Below are 19,290 nucleotides of genomic sequence, written 5' to 3' on the forward strand. Positions count from 1 at the left end.
TGGCTCAGCAACGCGAAGGGCGCTCAGCCACCCGGCGCAGGGTGGCTGAGCGCCCGACAGGCGACTGAGTCAGCCGTAGAGCTCTTCGACGTCCTCGTCGACCCAGCCCTTCGACTTGTCGACGGCCTTGTTCCACAGGCGGTAGACGCGGGCGACGGTCTCGTCGTCCATCTCCGGCACCCAGCGCTTGTCCTCGTGCCAGTTCTTCTTCACGTCCTCCTCGCCGTTCCAGAACTTCACGGCGATGCCCGCCGCGTAGGCGGCTCCCAGCGCCGTGGTCTCGATGACCTCGGGACGGATGACGGGCACGCCGAGGAGGTCGGCCTGGAACTGCATGAGCGTCTCGTTCGCGACCATGCCGCCGTCGACCTTGAGCTCGGTGAGCTCGACCCCGGAATCGAGGTTCATCGCATCGAGGACCTCACGGGACTGGAACGCCACCGACTCGAGCGCGGCCCGGGCGATGTGGTTCTTGTTGACGTACCGGGTGAGGCCGACGATGACGCCGCGGGCGTCGGATTCCCAGTGCGGGGCGAAGAGACCGGAGAACGCGGGCACGATGTAGCAGCCGCCGTTGTCCTCGACCTGCTTCGCGAGCACCTCGACCTCGGGGGCGTCCTTGATGAGTCCGAGGTTGTCGCGGATCCACTGGACGAGCGAACCAGTCACGGCCACCGATCCCTCGAGGGCGTAGACGGCGTCGTCCTCGCCGATCTTGTAGGCCACGGTCGTGAGCAGGCCGTTCTTGCTCGCCACCGGCTCGGTGCCGGTGTTGATGAGCATGAAGTTGCCGGTGCCGTACGTGTTCTTCGCCTGCCCCTTCTCGAAGCAGGCCTGCCCGAACGTCGCCGCCTGCTGGTCTCCGAGGATGCCGCAGATCGGGGTGTCGATGAGCAGGGTGTTCTTCGCGCCGTAGCCGTAGATCTCCGAGCACGACTTGATCTCCGGCAGCATCGACAGCGGGATGCCCATGTCCGCGGCGATGTCGGCATTCCAGTCGAGGGTGTCGATGTTCATCAGCATCGTCCGCGAGGCGTTCGTGACGTCGGTGACGTGGACGCCGCCGTTGACTCCGCCGGTGAGGTTCCACAGCACCCACGTGTCCATCGTGCCGAAGAGGAGGTCACCGGCCTCGGCGGCCTCCCGGGCGCCGTCGACGTTGTCGAGGATCCACTTCGCCTTCGGTCCCGCGAAGTACGTCGCGAGCGGCAGGCCCACGCGGTCCTTGTACTTGTCGGCACCCTCCTCACCGCCGAGTTCATCGGCGATCTTCTGGGTGCGCGTGTCCTGCCAGACGATCGCGTTGTAGACGGGCTCGCCGGTGTTCTTGTTCCACACCAGGGTCGTCTCACGCTGGTTGGTGATGCCGACGCCTTCGAGCTGGTGGCGGTTGATGTTGGCCCGCGAGAGCGCCTGGCCGATCGCCTCGGTGGTGTTGCGGATGATCTCTTTCGGGTCGTGCTCGACCCAGCCCGCGCGGGGGAAGATCTGCTCGTGCTCGAGCTGGCCGCTCGAGACGATCTGCCCGTCGTGGTTGAAGACGATCGCCCGGGACGAGGTGGTTCCCTGGTCGATCGCGAGGATGTACTTGTCCTGGCTCATGGAGACTCCTGTGTCCGATCAGTGCCGGTGGGCACCGTTCTTGAGTGGGTGGGTGCACCAGTTGCCCTCTAGCATGTCACGGCCTGGCGCGGTTGGGCACGGCTTCAGATGAAAGCCTGGGAGACGAGGCCCGCGATGACACCGCCGAGGATGGGGCCGACGATCGGCACCCACGCGTAGCTCCAGTCGGAGCTGCCCTTGTTCGGGATCGGCAGGATCGTGTGCGCGATGCGCGGTCCGAGGTCGCGGGCGGGGTTGATCGCGTAGCCGGTGGGACCGCCGAGGGAGGCGCCGATGACGACGACGACGAGGGCCACGGCGAGGGGTCCCAGGCCGCTCGGTGTGCCGCCGAAGAGGAGGATGATGAAGACGAGGACGAAGGTGCCGATCACCTCGGCGAGGACGTTCCAGCCGTAGCTGCGGACCTCGGGGCCGGTGGAGAAGGTGCCGAGGATATTGCCCGGTTCGCCTTCTGCGTCGTAGTGCTTCTTGTAGACGAGCCAGGCGAGGATCGCACCGATGGTGGCGCCGACGAGCTGTGCGATGAGGTACGCGAACGTCGTGCCGACCGTGATGTCGATGCCCGGGGCGTACTGATCGGCGCCGCTGGCGAGGATGCCCAGCGTCACTGCCGGGTTGAGGTGCGCGCCGGACTTGTAGGCGACGTAGACGCCGGCGAAGACCGCGAGGCCCCAGCCGAACGAGATCATCAGCCAGCCGCCGCCGTTGCCCTTCGTCTTCGCGAGGATGGCGTTGGCGACGACACCGACGCCGAGCAGCAGCAGCATGGCCGTGCCCGCCGTCTCATGGAGGAGGATTGTGCCTATCTGTCCCATGGTGTGTGAACTCCTTTGTTGAGATGGGGATGGAACGGGCTAGCGGGTCCCCCAGCTGGCTTCGACCAGCGCTGCGGCCGCGGCGTCGTCGTGCGTCGATTCGGCGGCGACCTGGGCGTCGACGTGGGCGTTGAAGGCGGCGATCTCGGCCGCGACCCGGTCGGCGTCCCAGCCGAGGACCGCGGCGACGATCTCGGCCACCGGTGCGGCGGCGGCCCGCCCCCGGTCGCGGACCTCGTAGTTGAGCCGCATCCGACGTTCGAGGACGTCGTCGAGGTGGACGACGCCTTCGCAGGTGGCGGCGTAGTGGGCTTCGGCGCCGAGGTAGCGGTCGGCTCCCGGCAGCGGCTGCCCGAGTTCGGGGTTGTCGTCGATGAGGTCGAGGAGGTCTTCGACCAGGGTGCCGTAGCGGCGGATGAGCCGCTTGACCCGGGTCTCGTCCCAGCCGTAGCGCTCGGCGATGCTCGCCTGGCCGCGGCGCACCGCACCGACGCCCTGGGCGCCGATGAGCGGCACGGATTCGGTCAGGGACGTCCGGTCCTTCGCGTCCTCGCCGAGGGCGAAGTCGACGACGTCCTCGGCCATCACCCGGTAAGTCGTGAATTTGCCGCCGGCGATCGCCGAGAGCCCGGGCTCGACCTCCATGACGGTATGCTCGCGGGAGACCTTCGTCGAGGCCTCGCCGTCCTTCTGCACCGGTTGCAGGAGCGGACGCAGACCCGAGTACACGCCGATGACGTCGTCACGGGTGAGCTTGTTCTCGAGGATCGCGTTGGCGTGTTCGAGGAGGTAGTCGATGTCGTCGGACGTCGCCACGGGGGCTGCGACGTCCTCCTTCCACGGGGTGTCGGTGGTGCCGATGACCCAGTAGCCGTCCCAGGGGATGACGAAGAGGACGGACTTCTCCGTCTTCGAGATGATGCCGGTGTCCGGGTCGGCCTTGATCTTGTCCTGGTCGACGGTGATGTGGACGCCCTTCGAGGCGAGCACCTTGAGCCCGGCGTCGGCCTTCGCGAGGTCCTGCTGCTGTTCGGTCCACACTCCCCCGGCGAGGATGGTGCGGCGGGCGTAGACGTCGAATTCGCGGCCGGAGATGCCGTCGCGGGCGCGCACGCCGATGACGCGGTCGCCGTCGTGGAGGTAGTCGATGACGGAGACGTGGTTGGCCGCCGCGGCCCCGAAGCTCGCCGCCGAGCGCACGAGGGTCATGACGAAGCGGGCGTCGTCGACCTTCGCGTCGTAGTACTCGAGCGCTCCCACCGCGGCGTCGTCGGCGAGGCCCGGGAAGTGCGCGCTCAGCGTCTTCTTGCCCAGGTGGCGGTGCATGGGCACGGCGCGTTTGCGGCCGGGCCGGGTCGCCATCGTGTCGTAGAGGAGGACACCGGAGCCGATGAAGGCCCGGTCGATGAGGCGGTGCTCGAACGGGAAGACGAAGGCGACGGGTTCGACGAGGTGGGGCGCGGTGTGCGTGAGCAGCAGGTCGCGTTCCTTGAGCGCCTCGGCGACGAGTTTGAAGTCGAGCATCTCGAGGTAGCGCAGACCGCCGTGCATGAGCTTCGACGAGCGGGAGGACGTGCCCGAGGCCCAGTCGTGGGCGTCGACGACGCCGACCTTGAGTCCGCGGGTGGCCGCGTCGAAGGCGGCGCCGGCCCCGGTGACCCCGCCGCCGACGACGAAGACGTCGAGCGGATCCTCGGGCGTCGTGGCTGCCATCGCGGACAGGGACTCTTCACGGAACGAGGGGGATAGCTCGCCGTTTCGCATTGCCGTCTTGCCTCCAGGATTCGGGGCGCGAGGCCCCGTTCGAGATACGGCCGAGGTGACCGGCCGGTAATCTCAAGCTAGCAGGCGGCGGAGACAAATGGGAACCGCAGAGAGGGTGATTCCGGCCATTGTCGAAAGCCGGAGTCGAACCGTGACCTAATCCGCGGCTGCGCGCATCGCCGAGGTGGCCTCCGCCGAATCCAGCAAGTCGAGTTTGCGCATGATGATGCCCTCGCGCAGCGCCCACGGGGAGATGCTCATGACGGAGACGTCGAAGATCGTGAAGGCCGCCTCGGCGACGATGGCCCCGGCGAGCACCTGGCCGGCACGGGCCTCGGAGACGCCGGGCAGCGTCGCCCGCTGCTCGGGGGTGCGGCTGGAGAGGGTGTCGATGATGCCGGGCAGGTCGCGGCGGAAGAGCTTGCGGGGCACGTAGATGCCGTCGCCGCTCGGGGCCGCGCCGGCGATCCGGGCGAGCGAGCGGAACGTCTTCGAGGACCCGACGACGTGGTCGGGGGTGCCGACGCGGTTGATGTCTCCGGCGATCCGGCCGATCTGGGAGCGCGCGTACTTCCGCAGCCGGTGGATGTCCTCGGGCGTCGGGATCGGGTCGGGGATGAAGTCGGCGTACGTGCGTCCGGCGCCGAGCGGCACGGACACGGCCGCCTGCGGGTACTCGTCCTGACCGGCCGCGATCTCGAGCGAACCGCCGCCGATGTCGAGGAGGAGGATCTTGCCGGCCGACCACCCGAACCAGCGGCGGGCGGCGAGGAACGTCACGCGTGCCTCGTCCCTGCCGGACATGACGTTGAGGGTGACCCCGAGCTGGTCGCTGATCGAGGCGATGAGCGCCTCCCCGTTGGGGGCGTCGCGGACCGCCGAGGTGGCGAACGCGAGGATCTGCTCGGCCCCCTGATCCTCGGCGATCTCGACCGCCTCGGCGACGAAGTCCCGCAGCCGCTGCTGACCGGCCTCGTCGATCGACCCGTCGGGCCGGAGGTATTCGGCGAGCCGCAGGACCTCCTTGTGCGAGGTCGCCGGCAGCGGGGGTGCCCCGACATGAGCGTCGACGACGAGGAGGTGGACGCTGTTGGAACCGATATCGAGGACTGCGAGGCGCATTGGCTCAGTGTATCCCGCAGATCAGCCTGCACTGACCTCCCGCGGCGGCTGCGCCCTCAGTCCTGCCAGTCGCCGACGCCGAACCCGAACTCGGGTGTCCGCTTGGCGAAGAACGCCTCCTGTCCGCGCGCGATCTCCGCCCGGTACGCCTCATCGAGCCACCGAGGCGGCGCGACGTCGTCGGAGAGCGTGCCGCCGAGGACGGACTTCGCCCCGAGCTGACTGAGCCGGGAGAGACCGGCGACCCGCTCCCCCAGCGCCTGTGCGGCACGCAGCGGCGCCTCGGCGACCTCATGGAAGAACCCGAGCCGGTGCATCTGGTCGAAGTCGACGATCGAGGCGGTGAGCAGCAGATACCTGGCCCACGCGTCCCCGAGGACCCGGGCGAGACTCTCGGTGGGGCCGGGCGGGTAGACGAGGCCGAGCTTGGCCGCGGTCACCCCGTACTTCGACCCGGGGGCGGCGATGCGGATGTCGCAGGCCGCGGCGATCTCCGTGCCCCCGCCCACGCAGTTGCCTTCGATCGCCGCGATCGTCACGGTCCGGGAGCCCGCCACCGCCGCTTCGGCGGCGGAGTTGAGCTGCCAGAAATCGGCGATGGGCACGTCGAGGTCGGCGATGTCGGAGCCCGCGGAGAAGTGACCACCGGCGCCGGTGATGATGAGCGCGCCGATCGAGTCATCGGCGTCGACCCCGGCGATGATCTCCGGCAGGGCCCGCCACATCGCGCGCGAGAGCGCATTGCGCTTGTCCGTCCGAGTCAGAACGAGGGTTCCGACCCCACCGGTGACGGTGAAGTCGAAACCCTCGAGTGCGGTCGGACGATAGGGCTCGTCCGCGCTCATGCTCAGCCCCTGGCGTCGGGGACTTCGCGCTGCGGCTCGCCGTCGTACGCGCTCAGCGGACGGATGAGGGCGTTGTTCGCCTGCTGCTCGAGGATGTGCGCCGTCCACCCGGTGATGCGGGACATGACGAAGATCGGCGTGAACTGATCGGTGTCGAAGCCCATGAGGTGGTACGCCGGCCCCGAGGGGTAGTCGAGGTTGGGGTAGATGCCCTTGCGGGAGACGAAGTCCTCTTCGAACGTGTTGTAGAGGTCGAGCAGATCGTTCGCGCCCTTGACCGCCGCCATCTCCTCGAACGCCTTGCGCATCGTCGGCACGCGCGAGTCGCCGTTCTTGTAGACGCGGTGGCCGAAGCCCATGATCTTCGCCTTGCGCGCCAGCGCATCGTCGATCCACGCCGACGCCCGGTCGGCGGAGCCGACCTCTTCGAGCATCGCCATGACCGCTTCGTTCGCCCCGCCGTGCAGCGGTCCCTTGAGCGCCCCGACGGCTCCGGCGACCGCGGAGTAGAGGTCGGAGGTCGTCGAGGTGATGACGCGGGCGGTGAACGTCGAGGCGTTGAACGAGTGCTCGGCGTAGAGGATCATCGAGATGTCGAAGCTGCGCACGACCTCCTCGGCGGGCATCTCGTCGAAGACCATCTTGAAGAAGTTCGCGGCATAGTCGAGGTCAGTGGTCGGGGCGACCGGGTCGAGGCCGTGCCGGCGCCGGTGGTCGATCGCGACGATCGTCGGCAGCTGCGCGTAGAGGCGCTCGGCCTTCGCGAGATTGGCTTCTTCCCCCTCCGAGTCCGCGTCCGGGTCGACGGCGCCGAGGTAGGCGACCGCGGTCTGGACGACGTGCATGGGGTGGGCGTCCTTGGGCAGGCCGAGGATGATGTCGACGAGCTCGGGCGAGATCTCACGCTGGGCGTGCTCGCGGGCCTTGAACTCCGCCAGCTGCTCCTCGGTGGGCAGTTCGCCGTTCCAGATCAGGTAGGCGACATCCTCGAAGTTGCGCTTGGCCGCCAGCTCCTGCACCGGGTAGCCCCGGTAGGTGAGCGAGTTCGTTTCCTGGACTACCTTCGAGACCGCGGTGGTGTCGACGACGACGCCGGCGAGTCCCTTCTTGATTTCTTCGGTCACTGGTGACCCTCCTGTGAGAAGTTGAATACGGCCGAGTCGAATTCGTTGTACGCGGCGTAGTCGATGGTGTCGTAGAGGTCCGCGCGGGTCTGCATCCGCTCGACGAGGCTGACCTGAGTCCCCTCGTCCCGAATCGTCTGCAGCCCCGACTTGATCGCACCCATGGCCAGACGCAGGGTCGTGACCGGGTAGATCACCATCTTCACCCCGACGTCGGCGAGCTGCTGGGTCGTGAAGAGCTCGCTCTTGCCGAACTCCGTCATGTTCGCCAGGATCGGCACGTCGACGCTCGCGGCGAAGCGCTCGAATTCGCTGAGGTCCCGCATGGCCTCGGGGAAGATCATGTCGGCGCCGGCATCGGCGTAGGCCTTCGCCCGGTCGATCGCCCGGTCGAGTCCCTCGCCGGCGCGGGAGTCGGTGCGGGCGCAGATGACGAAGTTCTCGTCCCGGCGGCCCCGGACCGCGGCGGCGATGCGCTGGTTCATCTCGGCCGTGGTGACGACCTCCTTGCCGTCGAGGTGGCCGCACCGCTTCGGGTTGACCTGATCCTCGAGATGCATGCCGGAGAGGCCGGCGTCCTCGAACTCCTGGACGGTGCGGGCGACGTTCATTGCCTCGCCCCACCCGGTGTCGGCGTCGATGAACGTCGGCAGGTTCGTCACCCGCGCGATCGCCCGACCGTGGTCGGCCACCTCGGTGAGTGTGGTCAGTCCGATGTCGGGCAGTCCCATCGCCGCGGAGAACGCACCCCCGGAGATGTAGACGCCCTCGAACCCGGTCTGCTCGATGATCTGGGCGTTGAGCGGGTTGATCGCGCCGGGGAACTGGACGATCTCGCTGCCGGCGAGGAGGTCGCGGAACTGCTTCCGGCGCTCGGCCGGAGTGGCGGTGGCGCCGAGCATCAGAAGATTCCCTTCGATCCGCTGTGGGTGAGGCCCTCGACGGTGAAGCTCAGCTGTCCGACGCCGGCGGCGTCGAGGTTCTCGAGGTTCTCGGCGAGGTCGAGGAAGCGGGTCTGCTCGGTGTCGGTGAGGATGCCCTCGGAGAGGGTGCGGAACTTCTCGACGTAGTTCTCACGGACGAACGGGCGGGCGCCGAGCGGGTGCGCGTCGGCGACGGCGATCTCGTCGGTCAGCGTCGAGCCGTCCTCGAACTCGATCTCCACGCGACCGCCGAAGGCCTTCTCGTTCGGATCCGTCGAGTGGTAGCGGCGGGTCCACTCGGGATCCTCGGTCGTCTCGATCTTGTGCCAGAGCTTCACCGTCTCCGGGCGCGCGGCGCGCTCAGGCGTGTAGGAGTCCTCGTGGTGCCAGCCGCGGTCCTCGAGCGCGACGGCGAAGATGTACATGATCGAGTGGTCGAGGGTCTCACGGCTGGCCTGCGGATCCATCTTCTGCGGATCGTTGGCGCCGGTGCCGATGACGTTGTGGGTGTGGTGGGAGGTGTGGATGACGATCCGCTTGATCTTCGTGAGATCCTCGATCTCCCCGCCGAGCTTGCGCGCGAGGTCAATGAGCGCCTGCGCCTGGTATTCGGCGGAGTGCTCCTTCGTGTACGTGTCGAGGATCGCGCGCTTGGCCTCGCCCTTGGCCGGCAGCGGGATCGTGTAGCGGGCCTCGGGGCCGGAGAGGATCCAGGCGATGAAGCCGTCCTCGCCTTCGTAGATGGGGTTGGGCGCACCCTCGCCGCGCATCGCGCGGTCGATGGCTTCGACGGCCATCTTGCCGGCGAACGCCGGAGCGTGGGCCTTCCACGAGGAGATCTCGCCCTTGCGCGACTGGCGGGTCGCCGTCGTCACGTGCAGGGCCTGCTGGATCGCCTGGAAGGTCACCTCGGTGGGCAGGTGGAGCATCGCGCCGATGCCGGCGGCCGCCGAGGGCCCGAGGTGGGCGACGTGGTCGATCTTGTGCTCGTGCAGGCTCATGCCCTTGACGAGGTCGACCTGGATCTCATAGCCGGTGGCGATGCCGCCTATGAGGTCGGGACCGGCGATGCCCATGTGCTGGGCGACGGCGAGGACCGGCGGGATGTTGTCGCCGGGGTGGGAGTACTCGGCGGCGAGGAAGGTGTCGTGGAAGTCGAGTTCGCGCACGGCCACGCCGTTGGCCCAGGCCGCCCATTCCGGGGAGAAGCGGTCGCCCAGCGGCAGACCGAAGATCGTGGCGCCGGGGCGCAGCGGGTGCGCCTGCGCCTGTTCGCGGGCGTGGGTGGGAGCCGAGCGGTTCACCGAGGCGGCGGCGACGGCGGCGTTGTCGATGACGCGGTTGATGACCATCTCGGTGACGTCGGCATCGACCGGGGTGGTGTCGGAGGCGACTTCTGCGATCTTCCAGGCGAGCTGGTCTTCACGAGCCAGGTTCTCTGAGCTCTTGTGGGTACGGACTTCATGATCAATCATGGGCAATCCCTTCAATCGTCCTTGACCGCCGCTGGCCATGTCGCGACCGCTGCAGGCCTGGGGAGTGGTTGTCTCAACTGTAGGCCACGTCACTGCTGCGTCCGCGGGCCCGGCCAGAGTTTTATCTTGACATCAAGATACTTTACCCGAGCGGTGACGCCCGACACCACCCCGGGTGACCCGGCAGGCGAACGCCGAGGTGGGCGGGCTGTGCCGGGAGGTCCGACCCAGTGGTGACGACGCTGCCCGAGCAGGCCTTCGACCACCGCCGGAGCAGGCCCGCGACCGCCGCCGGGCGAGGTGAACTGTGACACAATCGGGATATGACCCGCACTGCCCTCGACTTCGACGAGAACTGGTTCGACGACAACGAGTTCGCCCAGCTTCGCCGCCGTCTCCCCATCCCCTATGTCAATGCCATTCCGGTCCGCGTCGGCGAGGCCGGAGACGTCGAGCAGATCGGCCTCCTGCTGCGCCGCCTCGACGACGGCACCCTGGGCCGCGAGGTCGTCGGCGGACGCATCCGCTACCACGAGAGCATCCGCCAGGCCCTGCTCCGTCATGCCGAGAACGACCTCGGCCCGATGGCGCTGCCCGTCGTCCCGCCGGCCATCGCCCCGTTCCATATCGCCGAGTACTTCCCCACCGAGGGCACCTCGCTCCTCCACGACCCGCGTCAGCACGCGATCTCGATGTGCTTCGTCATGGAGGTCCGCGGCGAGTGCACCCCGCGCGCCGATGCGCTCAGCCTCGACTGGCTCACCCCCGCCGAGGCGCTGCGCTCCGACATCGTCGCCGAGCTCTCCCACGGCCAGGAGCACATCATCCGCTCGGCCCTGAGCTACCTCGGCTTCGCCGTCTGAGGCACCCCTCCCCCGGCGTCACCCCGGACGCGGGCACGCGCCGCACGCGAGAGGAATCCGTCCGCCTCGCGGTCTTCTACACGGCGTAGAAAACACTTGGGTACACTGAGGGCGACGAGGACGGCACACGGTTTTCGGGGCCGTCGTCCCCGTCAGGGTTGGTCAGGCCCCGATGGAAGGACTGCCATGACTGCTGACTCCCGCTCGTCCGCCGCGAACCCGGCCGAGGCCCGACCGACCGACACCCGCGCCTCCGAGTCCGGACTCACCGACAACCTCGGCGTCCTCGTCGGCTTCGACGGATCCGAGCTCGCAGCCCTTGCCCTGCGCTACGGCGCCGCCGAGGCGCTGCACCGCGGTGTTCCCCTCACCGTCGTCACGGCCTTCACGATGCCCCTGATGATCTACCCGAACATGGCCTCGATCCCGTCCGAGCCCGAGGACGAAGCCGCGATGCGGGCAGCGGAGAAGACGCTCGCCGAGGCGGCCGAACTCCTTGCCGACCATCCCGGTCCGGTGACGTACGCCGTCGAATCCGGTGACGCCGCCGGTGTCCTCGTCAACCTCAGCGCCAACGCCGATGTCATCATCGTCGGCGCCCGCGGACGCGGCGGCTTCATGGGCCGCATGCTCGGGTCGGTCTCGACGGCCCTGCCACCGCACGCCCACTGCCCGACGATCGTCGTCCCCCGCCATTCGGCGCACCGCGGGGACACGAGCGGCCCGGTCGTCGTCGCCGTCGACGGGTCCGAGGGCGCGCGGATCGCGATGTTCACCGCCGCCGAGGCGGCCGCTTCGCGCAACGCCGATCTGGAGATCGTCACAGTGCTGCCGTCCGGGGAGGAATGGCTCTACTGGTACCCGGAGCTCGAACTCGGCGGTGACGTCGCCGATCGCCGGCAGCGGCAGATCGAAGCCGAACTCGACAAGGACGCCGAAGAGCTGCGCAGCCAGTTCCCCGGACTCCAGGTGTCCACCTCGGCGCTCATCGGCGATGCCGCAGTGCTGCTGTCGGCGGCGACGAAGACCGCGCAGCTGACCGTCCTCGGCACTCGGGGTCGCGGAGCCGTGAAGTCCGCTCTGCTCGGATCGGTCTCCCGCGGGGTCCTCCACCATGCCGAAGGCCCGGTCATGGTCGTCCCGGCCTGAGTCCCTCCCCCACCGCACCTGACGATCCCCGGCCCCGCAGACGCGCGGTGCCGGGGATCGTCAGGTGTTGTACAGTGGAGCGCACACGACAGGGGAGCGCCGCCAAGGGCGCTGAGAGTGCAGATGACGCTGCAGACCCTCGAACCTGATGCGGCTAGCACCGCCGAAGGAAGTCGAGACTCTTCTACCCCTCCTTGAGACACGAGGAGGCGCTATGCCGAACACCACCACGCCCGGTTCCCGCTCGACGACGGCACCGGCATTCACCCAGGCCCCGCCGACGAAGAAGTGGCGGGTCGTCGACTACGTCGTCACCGCGGTCCTCGGCATCGCCGTGGGCCTGATCTTCTGGGTGCTCGCCGCCAGCTGGAAGGGCATCGAACTCGCCTTCCAGGCGTTCCCGCCCTCGATCGGCCTCATCGCCGGCCTCTGGGTGCTCGCCGGACCGCTCGCCGGGGCGATCATCCGCAAACCCGGGGCCGCGCTGCTGTGCGAACTCCTCGCCGCCGCCGTCGAAGGCGTCCTCGGCTCCCACTTCGGGGCGACGGTGCTGCTCTCGGGCTTCCTCCAGGGCCTCGGTGCCGAACTCGTCTTCGCCGCCTTCGGCTACCGGAAGTTCACCCTGTGGGTGACCGCGCTGTCCGGACTCGTCGCCGCGGCGTTCATGGCCGTGAGCGAGAACATCCTCTACAACGCCGAGTGGCAGTTCGACTTCCAGCTCGCCTACGCGGTGTGCGCGATGATCTCCGGCGTCGTCATCTCCGGCATCGGCGCCTGGTACGCCTACCGCGCGATCGCCAAGACCGGGGCGCTGAGCTCCTTCGCCTCCGGCCGCGTGCGCTGATGGGCCTGCCGATCCGCGCCCACGGATACTCGTGGCGGCACGCCGATCGGGACAGCCTCGCCGTCGGCCCCGTCGACCTCGACATCGCCCCAGGTGAGAAGGTTCTCCTCCTGGGCCCGTCGGGGGCGGGGAAGTCGACGCTCCTCCATGCGATCGCCGGGGTCCTGCCCACCGAGGCCGGGGAGTCAGGCGGTGAGTTCCTCGTCGGCGAGGCCGCGCCCGACCCCCGCCGAGGTGTCACCGGGCTCGTCCTCCAGGACCCGAATTCGCAGGTGATCTTCTCCCGCATCGGTGACGATGTCGCGTTCGGAATGGAGAACCTCGGTCTGCCCGCCGAGGTGGTCGACGCGCGGATCGACGCCTCCCTGGCCGCCATGGGCCTCGACCTTCCCCAGTCCCACCCCACGGCGGCACTGTCCGGGGGCCAGAAGCAGCGGCTCGCGCTCGCCGGGATCCATGCGATGGCACCCGAGGTCATCGTCCTCGACGAGCCGACGGCCAACATCGACCCCGTCTCGGCGAGGGCCGTCCGCGATGCCGTGCTCACGGTCCAGGAGTCCACTGCGGCGACGATGATCGTCGTCGAGCACCGGGTGGGCCTGTGGAGCGACGACGTCGACACCGTCATCGTCCTCGGCCGCGCCGGCATCGTCGCCCACGGCACCCCTGATGAGGTCTTCGGTGATCCGGCACTCACCGAGGTGCTCAAGGCCACCGGGATCTGGCTGCCCGAATCCGGGTCCCCCACCGCGACCGACCGCTGGACGGTGCCCGCGCGAACCGGAGCACAGGACCGGCTCGGGTCCCCGGTGCTCGTCGGTGAGCGCCTGAGCGTCGCCCGACCACGGGCGACCGTGCCCGCGGCGACCGATCTCGACCTCGAGGTGCGGGCGGGCGAGGCGCTCGGCATCGTCGGCGCCAACGGGGCCGGGAAGTCGACGACGGCACTGACCCTGGCCGGCCTCATCCCCGAGTTCTCCGGCGTGGTGCGTGCGGCGGGGCCGCTTGCCGCCGGGGCGAAGGAGGCACGGCCGTTCACGTGGCCCTCGAAGTTCCTCGCCCCGCGCATCGGCATGGTCTTCCAGGAACCCGAGCATCAGTTCCTCAAGTCCAGCGTCGCCGATGAGCTCGCCCTCGGTCCGCGACTGGCCGGCTGGTCGACGGCCGAGGTCGACGCTCGGGTAACCGAGCTGCTCGAGACCCTGGGACTGGCCGACATCGCCGACGCCCACCCGCAGGGTCTCTCCGGCGGGGAGAAGCGTCGCCTGTCGGTGGCGGCGATGATCGCTCCGCGCCCCCAGGTCCTCATCGTCGATGAGCCGACGTTCGGGCAGGACGCGCTGACGTGGGCGGGACTCGTCGCCCTGTTCCTCGACGTCCTCGACCACGGCAGCGCTGTCGTCGCCGTCAGCCACGACCTCGACTTCCTCGACGCGATCGGGGCCCGCCGCTTCACGCTCGGCACGGCGGCCCAGACTCTGCGGGGTGAGCGCGTTGAGTGAGAGTGCAGCAATGACCCGTGAGCGCGTCACCGTCGAGGATCCGGGTCAGCTCATCCCCGTGGTGCGCCGCACGGCGCTCGTGCGCTGCAACCCGCTGACGAAGATCGCCGTCGCACTCATCCTCATGGTCGGAGCGCTGCTGAGCATCGACGTCGTCTCCGCGGGGATCATCCTCGGGTTCTCACTCCTCGCCCTGCCGCTGACCGGGCTCGACCTCAAGGCGGCGCTCACACGGCTGTGGTTCCTGCCAGTCGGGGCGCTCCTCGCCGCATGGGGCACGGCGATCCTCGCCGAGAAGACGGGAGCCACCGTCGTCGACGTCGGTCCGATCCTCATGACGACCGGGTCGTTGGAGTCGGCTGCGGCGATCTTCGTGCGCGCCCTGGCACTGGCGATCCCGCTCGTCGTCCTCGCCTCGGCGATCGATCCCAGGGACCTCTCGGATGCCCTCGTCCAGCACCTGCGCCTGCCCGAGACCGTCGTCATCTCGATCCTCGCGGCCAGTCGCCTCCTCGGCCTCCTCGTCCTCGAATGGCAGACCCTGTCGATGGCCAGACGGGCCAGAGGACTCGCCGGCGGGTCGATCCTGCGGCGCACCCGCAGTCTCTTCGCAGGCATCTTCGTCCTCCTCGTCCAATCGATCCGCCGTGGCACGACCCTGGCGATGGCGATGGAGGGACGGGCGTTCGGGCGGCCGGGCAGGACGTGGCGCAGGCGCTCGACGTTCGGCACCGCTGATGCGGTCGTCCTCGTCCTCGCCGTCGTCGTCGCAGTCGTCGCGGTCGCCTCGGCGCTGGTGCTCGGGACGTGGAACCCGATCATTCCAGGCTGAGGTCTCAGACCTCGGCGATGAGGTCCTTGAGGTGTGCCCGCCACTCCTCGAGCGACTCGGCGCTCGGCAGCTTCGAGGCGGTGAGGGTGAGGCGCGTGCGCGCGTCGTCCTTCGGTTCGGCGGCTGCTTCGATCTTCGTCCCGTCAGCGAGGTCGGCGCGCCAGAACGAGCGCTTCGCCGTCGTCGACGGGCGGGGTTCACCGTCAAGGGCGACCCCGCCCAGTGAGCCGTCGACGAGGGCGGCGAAGCGGTCGATGACGTCTCCGCGCTGTCCGGTCACGGTGCGGGAGACGGCGACGTCGAAGGTGCCGTCGGCGCGCTGACCGGGAATCCGTCGGCCGATCTCCTGCTCGTAGGCGACGACGGCACCCTGGACCCACCAGCCGTGGTTGTCGACGACGCCGTCGAACTGCGGGTAGAGCGCATCGGCGAGTTCCTTGTGGCTCGCGTCCTTGCCCCCGGCCTTTTCAAGCCGCTGACGGGTCTGCGCCCAGGGCTCGCCGAGGGCCTTCTCGATGGACTCGATGTTCTGTGCTCGCGTCACCATGGTGTCAGTGTAGCCAGCCAGGGCGCGCTGATTCGGCCGAGCGGCACAGACTGCGCGGCTTAGACTGCGATCGTGACGGATGCGGATGGGTACACCGAGGACGAGAAGTGGCTCGTCGTGCGCGGACGACGGTGGCGGCGCACCGATCCCGCACTTCCCGACGCTCTCGTCGAGCAGCTGAAGAGCCACCTCGGGCGGGCCCGCAACGCGGTGCGGTCGGCGAAGACGGCAGCCGACGACACAGCCCTGCGGGCGGCTCGAGAGCGCGTCGGCGTCGCCAAGCGGGGCCTCGGCGAGCGGGGCGAGAAGTGGTGGGAGATGCCGCGTGCCGACCGGCTCGCCCGCGCCGAGGAGGCGCTGAGCGAACTCGATCGCTGAGCTGACCTCGTCAGTCGATGACGAGTTCGCCCATCTCGTCCCAGCCGTCGCCGTCGAGTTTGCGGGAGACGATCTTCGGCGTCGAGGCGAGCAGCGGGCGCATCGATTCGAGCCCGGCGGCGAAGTGATCGCTGTTGACATGCGGCTCGGCACCGTCGTCGGTGAACGCTTCGAGCAGAACGTACTCGTTGGGCTTCTCGAGGCTGCGCGACCATTCGAACCAGAGGTTGCCGGGTTCGGCGCGGGTCGCCTCGGTGAAGTCGCGCACCACCTCGGGGAAGGACTCCGCGTTCTCGGGCTTGACGTCGAACTTGACGACGATGAAGATCATGATTCTCCTCTGCGCGTGGTGACGGTGGTCCGACCGCACCGGGTCTCAGGCACGGTCGCCTGGGCCGGTCGGCCATGTCTCCACCCAATCACGATCACAGAGGTTTGACGAGTCCGAGCGCTCATCGGGGTGGGCTCAGTCGCGCGGGGCACCGCGCCGGCGGTCAGGCCGTCGCGCGGCGCAGCAATGCGACGAGGCTGTCGCGCTCTTCGGTGGTGAGCGCGTCGACGGGTGCCTGGTCCGACAGGGCGTCGAGGACATTGGCCCGGCACCGCTGACCTGCTGGGGTGAGCGAGAGGAGCTTCGCCCGTCGGTCGCTGGGGTGCGGCCGGCGTTCGACGAGCCCCTGGTCCTCCATGCGATCGACGACGTATCCCGCGTTCGAGGTCTCGCAGCTCATGTGCTCGGCGAGCTCGGTCAGGCGCATCGGCTCCCCCAGCTCGCGCAGCGCGATCGCCTGGGAGGCCGTGATCCCCAGGGTGTCGGCGACGCGGCGGATGTGCGAATCGAGGCGCTGGTTGAGGCGCGCCACGAGGCCGCAGAGTTCGACATCGCTCTCGGTTCCGCTCATGGGGCGATCATAGCAGAATTCATCCGAATTCATATAGTCAAAACTCGGACTATGTGTTTAGACTTCGTATTATCCGAACTCGGATTATATGGAGGTTGCCAATGCCCACGACGCACGCCCCCGCACGCTCGAGGACGAGCCTGCTCGCCGCTCTCGGTCTCGCCCAGCTGCTCATCGGCCTCGATTACAACATCGTCTTCGTCGCCCTGCCCGAGATCGCGTCTCTGGGATTCTCCGCGCCGACGCTCCAATGGGTCGTCAGCGCCTATGCCATCGCCTTCGGCGGGTTCCTCCTGCTCTGCGGCAGGCTCACCGATGCCCTCGGCCGCAGGCGGATGTTCTTCACGGGGCTGACACTCTTCGCGCTCGGCTCCCTGCTGGGGACATTCGCCGTCGCCGAATGGATGCTCATCGCAGGACGCGGCATCCAGGGACTCGGGGGTGCGGCACTGGCTCCCTCGACCCTCGCACTGCTCACCGTCGGCTTCCGTGAGGGGTCGGACCGCAACCGCGCCCTGGGCATCTGGGGAGCCGCCGGGTCGACCGGAATGGTCCTCGGATCCATCCTCGGCGGGGTGCTCACCGACGCCTGGGGGTGGCGGTCGGTGTTCGCGATCAACATTCCGCTCATCCTCGTCATCGTCGTCCTCGCTGTGCGCGCGGTGCCGTCCGATACCGGCCACCCGAGCCTGCGGCGACTCGACGTTCCCGGGGCGATCCTCACGACCGCCTCGGCGATCCTCATCGTCATGGGACTCACCTTCGCCGCCGAGGACGGATGGGCGACGGCACCGACGCTCAGCTGCCTCGGTGCCGGCTTCCTCGGACTCATCACCCTGCTCATCGTTGAGCGCCGAACCGCGCAGCCCCTGCTCGATCCGGCGAAATTCCGCCACCGGCCCCTGGCCGCCGGCACTGCGTCGACGTTCCTCTTCATGGCCGGCTTCGGAGCGACCGCATACTTCCTCACGCTCTACTTCCAGGACACGCGCGGCCTCACCCCCCCTCGCCACGGGACTCGCCTTCGTCGTGCCCTGCGTGGGCGTGCTCGTCGGAACGACTCTCGGCGGTCGCCTCGCGACCCGGACCGGCCTGCGGACCACGATGGTCACGGGGCAGGTGATCGGGCTGTTCGGGGTCGCCGGCTTCGCCGCGCTCGTCGACGACGGTTCGCCGTGGCCGCTGGTGTTCGGCCTCGCCCTGCTGTTCAGCCTCGGCCAGGGTGTCGTGTTCACGACGATGTTCGCGACCGCGACGACGGGCATCGACGAGTCAGGGCAGGGATACGCCGGAGGCGTCGCGACGGCCGGTCAGCAGATCGGCGGGGCCATCGGACTCGCCGTGCTCATCAACCTCACGACCGCAGCAGCAGGGCCGACGCTCACGGTCGCGATGACAGGGATCGCAGCGATCATCGTCCTCGGTCTCATCGTCGCGTTCGCCGTTCCCGGTCGCGCGGCTCTGAGGCGGCAGCACAGAGAATGAGGCCCTGTCAGACCCGGATTTGGGCCAGCCGCGCTCAGTCGCGCCGGGCGCGCCGAACGGCGATGACGAGGGCGGCGATGAGCAGAAGGAAGCCCAGAGCCCACAGCCAGAGCGCAAACCCGGAACCGGCCGGCACTATCGCGGGGACGAAGCACAGACCGGCCAGCACCGGCAAGATCACCATCAGCACTCGGGTCATGGATTCTCCTCTCCTCGTCGACGCTATCGAGCAACGTCGCCTGTGGTCAACACGCCGGGGTACGGAGGCGGCTCGACGGTTGACGACACAGCATCAGCGAAGCGCAGTGGCCGAGACTGGCGCTAGCGCACAGCGGTGTGCTTCCCCGCGAGGTGGATCCGATTCGAGAAGCGCCGAAGAATCGAGCGGAATCCACCTCGCTGGGGCGCTCAGGCGCGCAGAGCGCGTCGAGCGATCGCGGAGCAGCAGGCCGACACGCGGTCCGGCAATGGTGCAGAATCCAGCACCGAAACCTATGGGCGCTCGGCGATGAGCACGAGGAAGCCGCTGTCGGGCTCGAAGGGGTGGATCTCCCACGTCGAGAGCTTGAGGCTGACGATCATGCCCGTCGACTCGATGTCGGCGACGAAGTCGGCGAAGTCGTAGCCGCGTCCGGCCCCGAACCCGGCGACGAAGCGCCCGCCGTGCTTGAGCGTCGACTTGATGTTGGCGAGAGTCTGGCGCCGCGATGCCGGGTCGAGGAAGGCGAGCACGTTGCCGGCGCACACAGTGACGTCGATGTCCGTGATCCCGGCGGCCGCGAAGTCGAAGTCGGCGAGGTCGCCGGTGTGCCACTCGCCGCTCGGGAAGTCCTCCTCGGCGACAGCGATGAGGAACTCGTCGAGGTCGACGCCGTAGACCGTGTGCCCGGCGCCGAGGAGCAGACCGCCGACACGACCGGTGCCGCACCCGGCATCGAGGATGCGCCCGCCGCGGGGTGCCATCGCATCGACGAAGCGCGCCTCTCCCCCGATGTCATGGCCGGCGTCGACGAGATTGCGCCAGCGCTGGGCGTAGTTCGCCGAATGGTCGGGGTTGTTCGCGCGGATGCGGTTCCACTGGTGGTCGAAGCTCATGG

General features: G+C 68.8%; 21 protein-coding genes, 1 pseudogene and 1 riboswitch. Of the genes and pseudogenes, 8 read left to right on the forward strand and 14 right to left on the reverse strand.

What is annotated here, in order from left to right; all coding sequences use genetic code 11:
* Positions 1–69: 69 nt before the first annotated feature.
* From glpK to FJ887_RS13565, 8 genes are all read right to left on the reverse strand, one after another.
* Positions 70–1,602, reverse strand: coding sequence for a glycerol kinase GlpK (gene glpK / locus FJ887_RS13530; protein WP_137825345.1), 1,533 nt, complete (start codon positions 1,600–1,602; stop codon positions 70–72).
* Between the two features lie 104 nt (positions 1,603–1,706).
* Entirely contained in the window at positions 1,707–2,429 is a 723-nt protein-coding gene (locus FJ887_RS13535; RefSeq protein ID WP_171007028.1) for an MIP/aquaporin family protein, read from the reverse strand.
* Positions 2,430–2,477: 48 nt separating this feature from the next.
* Positions 2,478–4,151, reverse strand: a complete 1,674-nt coding sequence (locus FJ887_RS13540) for a glycerol-3-phosphate dehydrogenase/oxidase (protein WP_249356734.1) — start codon at positions 4,149–4,151, stop codon at positions 2,478–2,480.
* Between the two features lie 207 nt (positions 4,152–4,358).
* Positions 4,359–5,324, reverse strand: a complete 966-nt coding sequence (locus tag FJ887_RS13545; RefSeq protein WP_137825342.1) for a Ppx/GppA phosphatase family protein — start codon at positions 5,322–5,324, stop codon at positions 4,359–4,361.
* A 56-nt stretch (positions 5,325–5,380) separates the two neighbouring features.
* Positions 5,381–6,169, reverse strand: coding sequence for an enoyl-CoA hydratase/isomerase family protein (locus FJ887_RS13550; RefSeq protein ID WP_137825341.1), 789 nt, complete (start codon positions 6,167–6,169; stop codon positions 5,381–5,383).
* A 2-nt stretch (positions 6,170–6,171) separates the two neighbouring features.
* On the reverse strand, positions 6,172–7,293 hold the full coding sequence (locus tag FJ887_RS13555; RefSeq protein ID WP_137825340.1) for a bifunctional 2-methylcitrate synthase/citrate synthase: 1,122 nt from the start codon (positions 7,291–7,293) through the stop codon (positions 6,172–6,174).
* Positions 7,290–8,195 carry a methylisocitrate lyase gene (prpB, locus tag FJ887_RS13560; protein WP_137825339.1) on the reverse strand — a complete coding sequence of 302 codons (906 nt, stop codon included), beginning with the start codon at positions 8,193–8,195 and terminating at the stop codon, positions 7,290–7,292. The genes FJ887_RS13555 and prpB overlap by 4 nt, the downstream gene beginning before the upstream one ends.
* Positions 8,195–9,691, reverse strand: a complete 1,497-nt coding sequence (locus tag FJ887_RS13565) for an MmgE/PrpD family protein (protein ID WP_137825338.1) — start codon at positions 9,689–9,691, stop codon at positions 8,195–8,197. The genes prpB and FJ887_RS13565 overlap by 1 nt, the downstream gene beginning before the upstream one ends.
* Positions 9,692–10,014: 323 nt before the next feature.
* Between FJ887_RS13565 and FJ887_RS13570 the strand changes: the two genes are divergently transcribed.
* The 5 genes from FJ887_RS13570 (at position 10,015) to FJ887_RS13590 (ending at position 14,881) form a co-directional block, all read left to right on the forward strand.
* Complete coding sequence (locus FJ887_RS13570; protein WP_137825337.1) at positions 10,015–10,554, forward strand: DUF4916 domain-containing protein; 540 nt, start codon at positions 10,015–10,017, stop codon at positions 10,552–10,554.
* A 186-nt stretch (positions 10,555–10,740) separates the two neighbouring features.
* Positions 10,741–11,703 (forward strand): universal stress protein, encoded by a 963-nt coding sequence (locus FJ887_RS13575; RefSeq protein WP_137825336.1) that lies wholly within the window; start codon positions 10,741–10,743, stop codon positions 11,701–11,703.
* Between the two features lie 80 nt (positions 11,704–11,783).
* A riboswitch (TPP riboswitch) is annotated at positions 11,784–11,892 on the forward strand.
* Between the two features lie 25 nt (positions 11,893–11,917).
* Positions 11,918–12,547 carry an ECF transporter S component gene (locus tag FJ887_RS13580; RefSeq protein ID WP_137825335.1) on the forward strand — a complete coding sequence of 210 codons (630 nt, stop codon included), beginning with the start codon at positions 11,918–11,920 and terminating at the stop codon, positions 12,545–12,547.
* Entirely contained in the window at positions 12,547–14,049 is a 1,503-nt protein-coding gene (locus FJ887_RS13585) for an ABC transporter ATP-binding protein (protein WP_137825334.1), read from the forward strand. Before FJ887_RS13580 ends, FJ887_RS13585 begins: the two co-directional genes overlap by 1 nt.
* 10 nt (positions 14,050–14,059) lie before the next feature.
* Positions 14,060–14,881: an energy-coupling factor transporter transmembrane component T family protein gene (locus tag FJ887_RS13590; protein ID WP_249356733.1), complete on the forward strand. Its 822-nt coding sequence runs from the start codon at positions 14,060–14,062 to the stop codon at positions 14,879–14,881.
* 4 nt (positions 14,882–14,885) lie between these two features.
* Here the strand turns inward: FJ887_RS13590 and FJ887_RS13595 are convergent, their stop codons facing one another.
* Positions 14,886–15,428: a hypothetical protein gene (locus tag FJ887_RS13595; protein WP_137825333.1), complete on the reverse strand. Its 543-nt coding sequence runs from the start codon at positions 15,426–15,428 to the stop codon at positions 14,886–14,888.
* Between the two features lie 72 nt (positions 15,429–15,500).
* On the opposite strand from FJ887_RS13595, the gene FJ887_RS13600 reads away from it, so the two are divergent.
* On the forward strand, positions 15,501–15,806 hold the full coding sequence (locus FJ887_RS13600; protein ID WP_502799923.1) for a biopolymer transporter Tol: 306 nt from the start codon (positions 15,501–15,503) through the stop codon (positions 15,804–15,806).
* Between the two features lie 10 nt (positions 15,807–15,816).
* Here the strand turns inward: FJ887_RS13600 and FJ887_RS13605 are convergent, their stop codons facing one another.
* Positions 15,817–16,137, reverse strand: a complete 321-nt coding sequence (locus FJ887_RS13605) for a putative quinol monooxygenase (RefSeq protein WP_137825331.1) — start codon at positions 16,135–16,137, stop codon at positions 15,817–15,819.
* A gap of 163 nt (positions 16,138–16,300) precedes the next feature.
* Positions 16,301–16,708, reverse strand: a complete 408-nt coding sequence (locus FJ887_RS13610) for a MarR family winged helix-turn-helix transcriptional regulator (protein ID WP_137825330.1) — start codon at positions 16,706–16,708, stop codon at positions 16,301–16,303.
* Positions 16,709–16,809: 101 nt separating this feature from the next.
* Here FJ887_RS13610 and FJ887_RS18580 point away from each other — a divergent pair.
* Positions 16,810–17,034 (forward strand): annotated as a pseudogene (locus FJ887_RS18580) (MFS transporter); the annotation flags it as partial.
* On the opposite strand, the gene FJ887_RS13615 reads toward FJ887_RS18580, so the two are convergent.
* Complete coding sequence (locus FJ887_RS13615) at positions 16,974–17,540, reverse strand: hypothetical protein (RefSeq protein WP_250786249.1); 567 nt, start codon at positions 17,538–17,540, stop codon at positions 16,974–16,976. The pseudogene FJ887_RS18580 and the gene FJ887_RS13615 overlap by 61 nt on opposite strands.
* A gap of 206 nt (positions 17,541–17,746) precedes the next feature.
* Between FJ887_RS13615 and FJ887_RS13620 the strand changes: the two genes are divergently transcribed.
* On the forward strand, positions 17,747–18,193 hold the full coding sequence (locus FJ887_RS13620) for an MFS transporter (RefSeq protein WP_250786250.1): 447 nt from the start codon (positions 17,747–17,749) through the stop codon (positions 18,191–18,193).
* A gap of 34 nt (positions 18,194–18,227) precedes the next feature.
* Here FJ887_RS13620 and FJ887_RS13625 read toward each other — a convergent pair whose 3' ends face one another.
* Together FJ887_RS13625 and FJ887_RS13630 are read right to left on the reverse strand one after the other, a co-directional pair.
* Positions 18,228–18,392, reverse strand: a complete 165-nt coding sequence (locus tag FJ887_RS13625) for a cytochrome c-type biogenesis protein CcmH (protein WP_137825329.1) — start codon at positions 18,390–18,392, stop codon at positions 18,228–18,230.
* 293 nt (positions 18,393–18,685) lie between these two features.
* Positions 18,686–19,288 (reverse strand): class I SAM-dependent methyltransferase, encoded by a 603-nt coding sequence (locus FJ887_RS13630; protein ID WP_137825328.1) that lies wholly within the window; start codon positions 19,286–19,288, stop codon positions 18,686–18,688.
* Positions 19,289–19,290 lie beyond the last annotated feature (2 nt).

The organism is Brevibacterium sp. XM4083 (assembly GCF_006489205.2).
Lineage (GTDB): Bacteria > Actinomycetota > Actinomycetes > Actinomycetales > Brevibacteriaceae > Brevibacterium.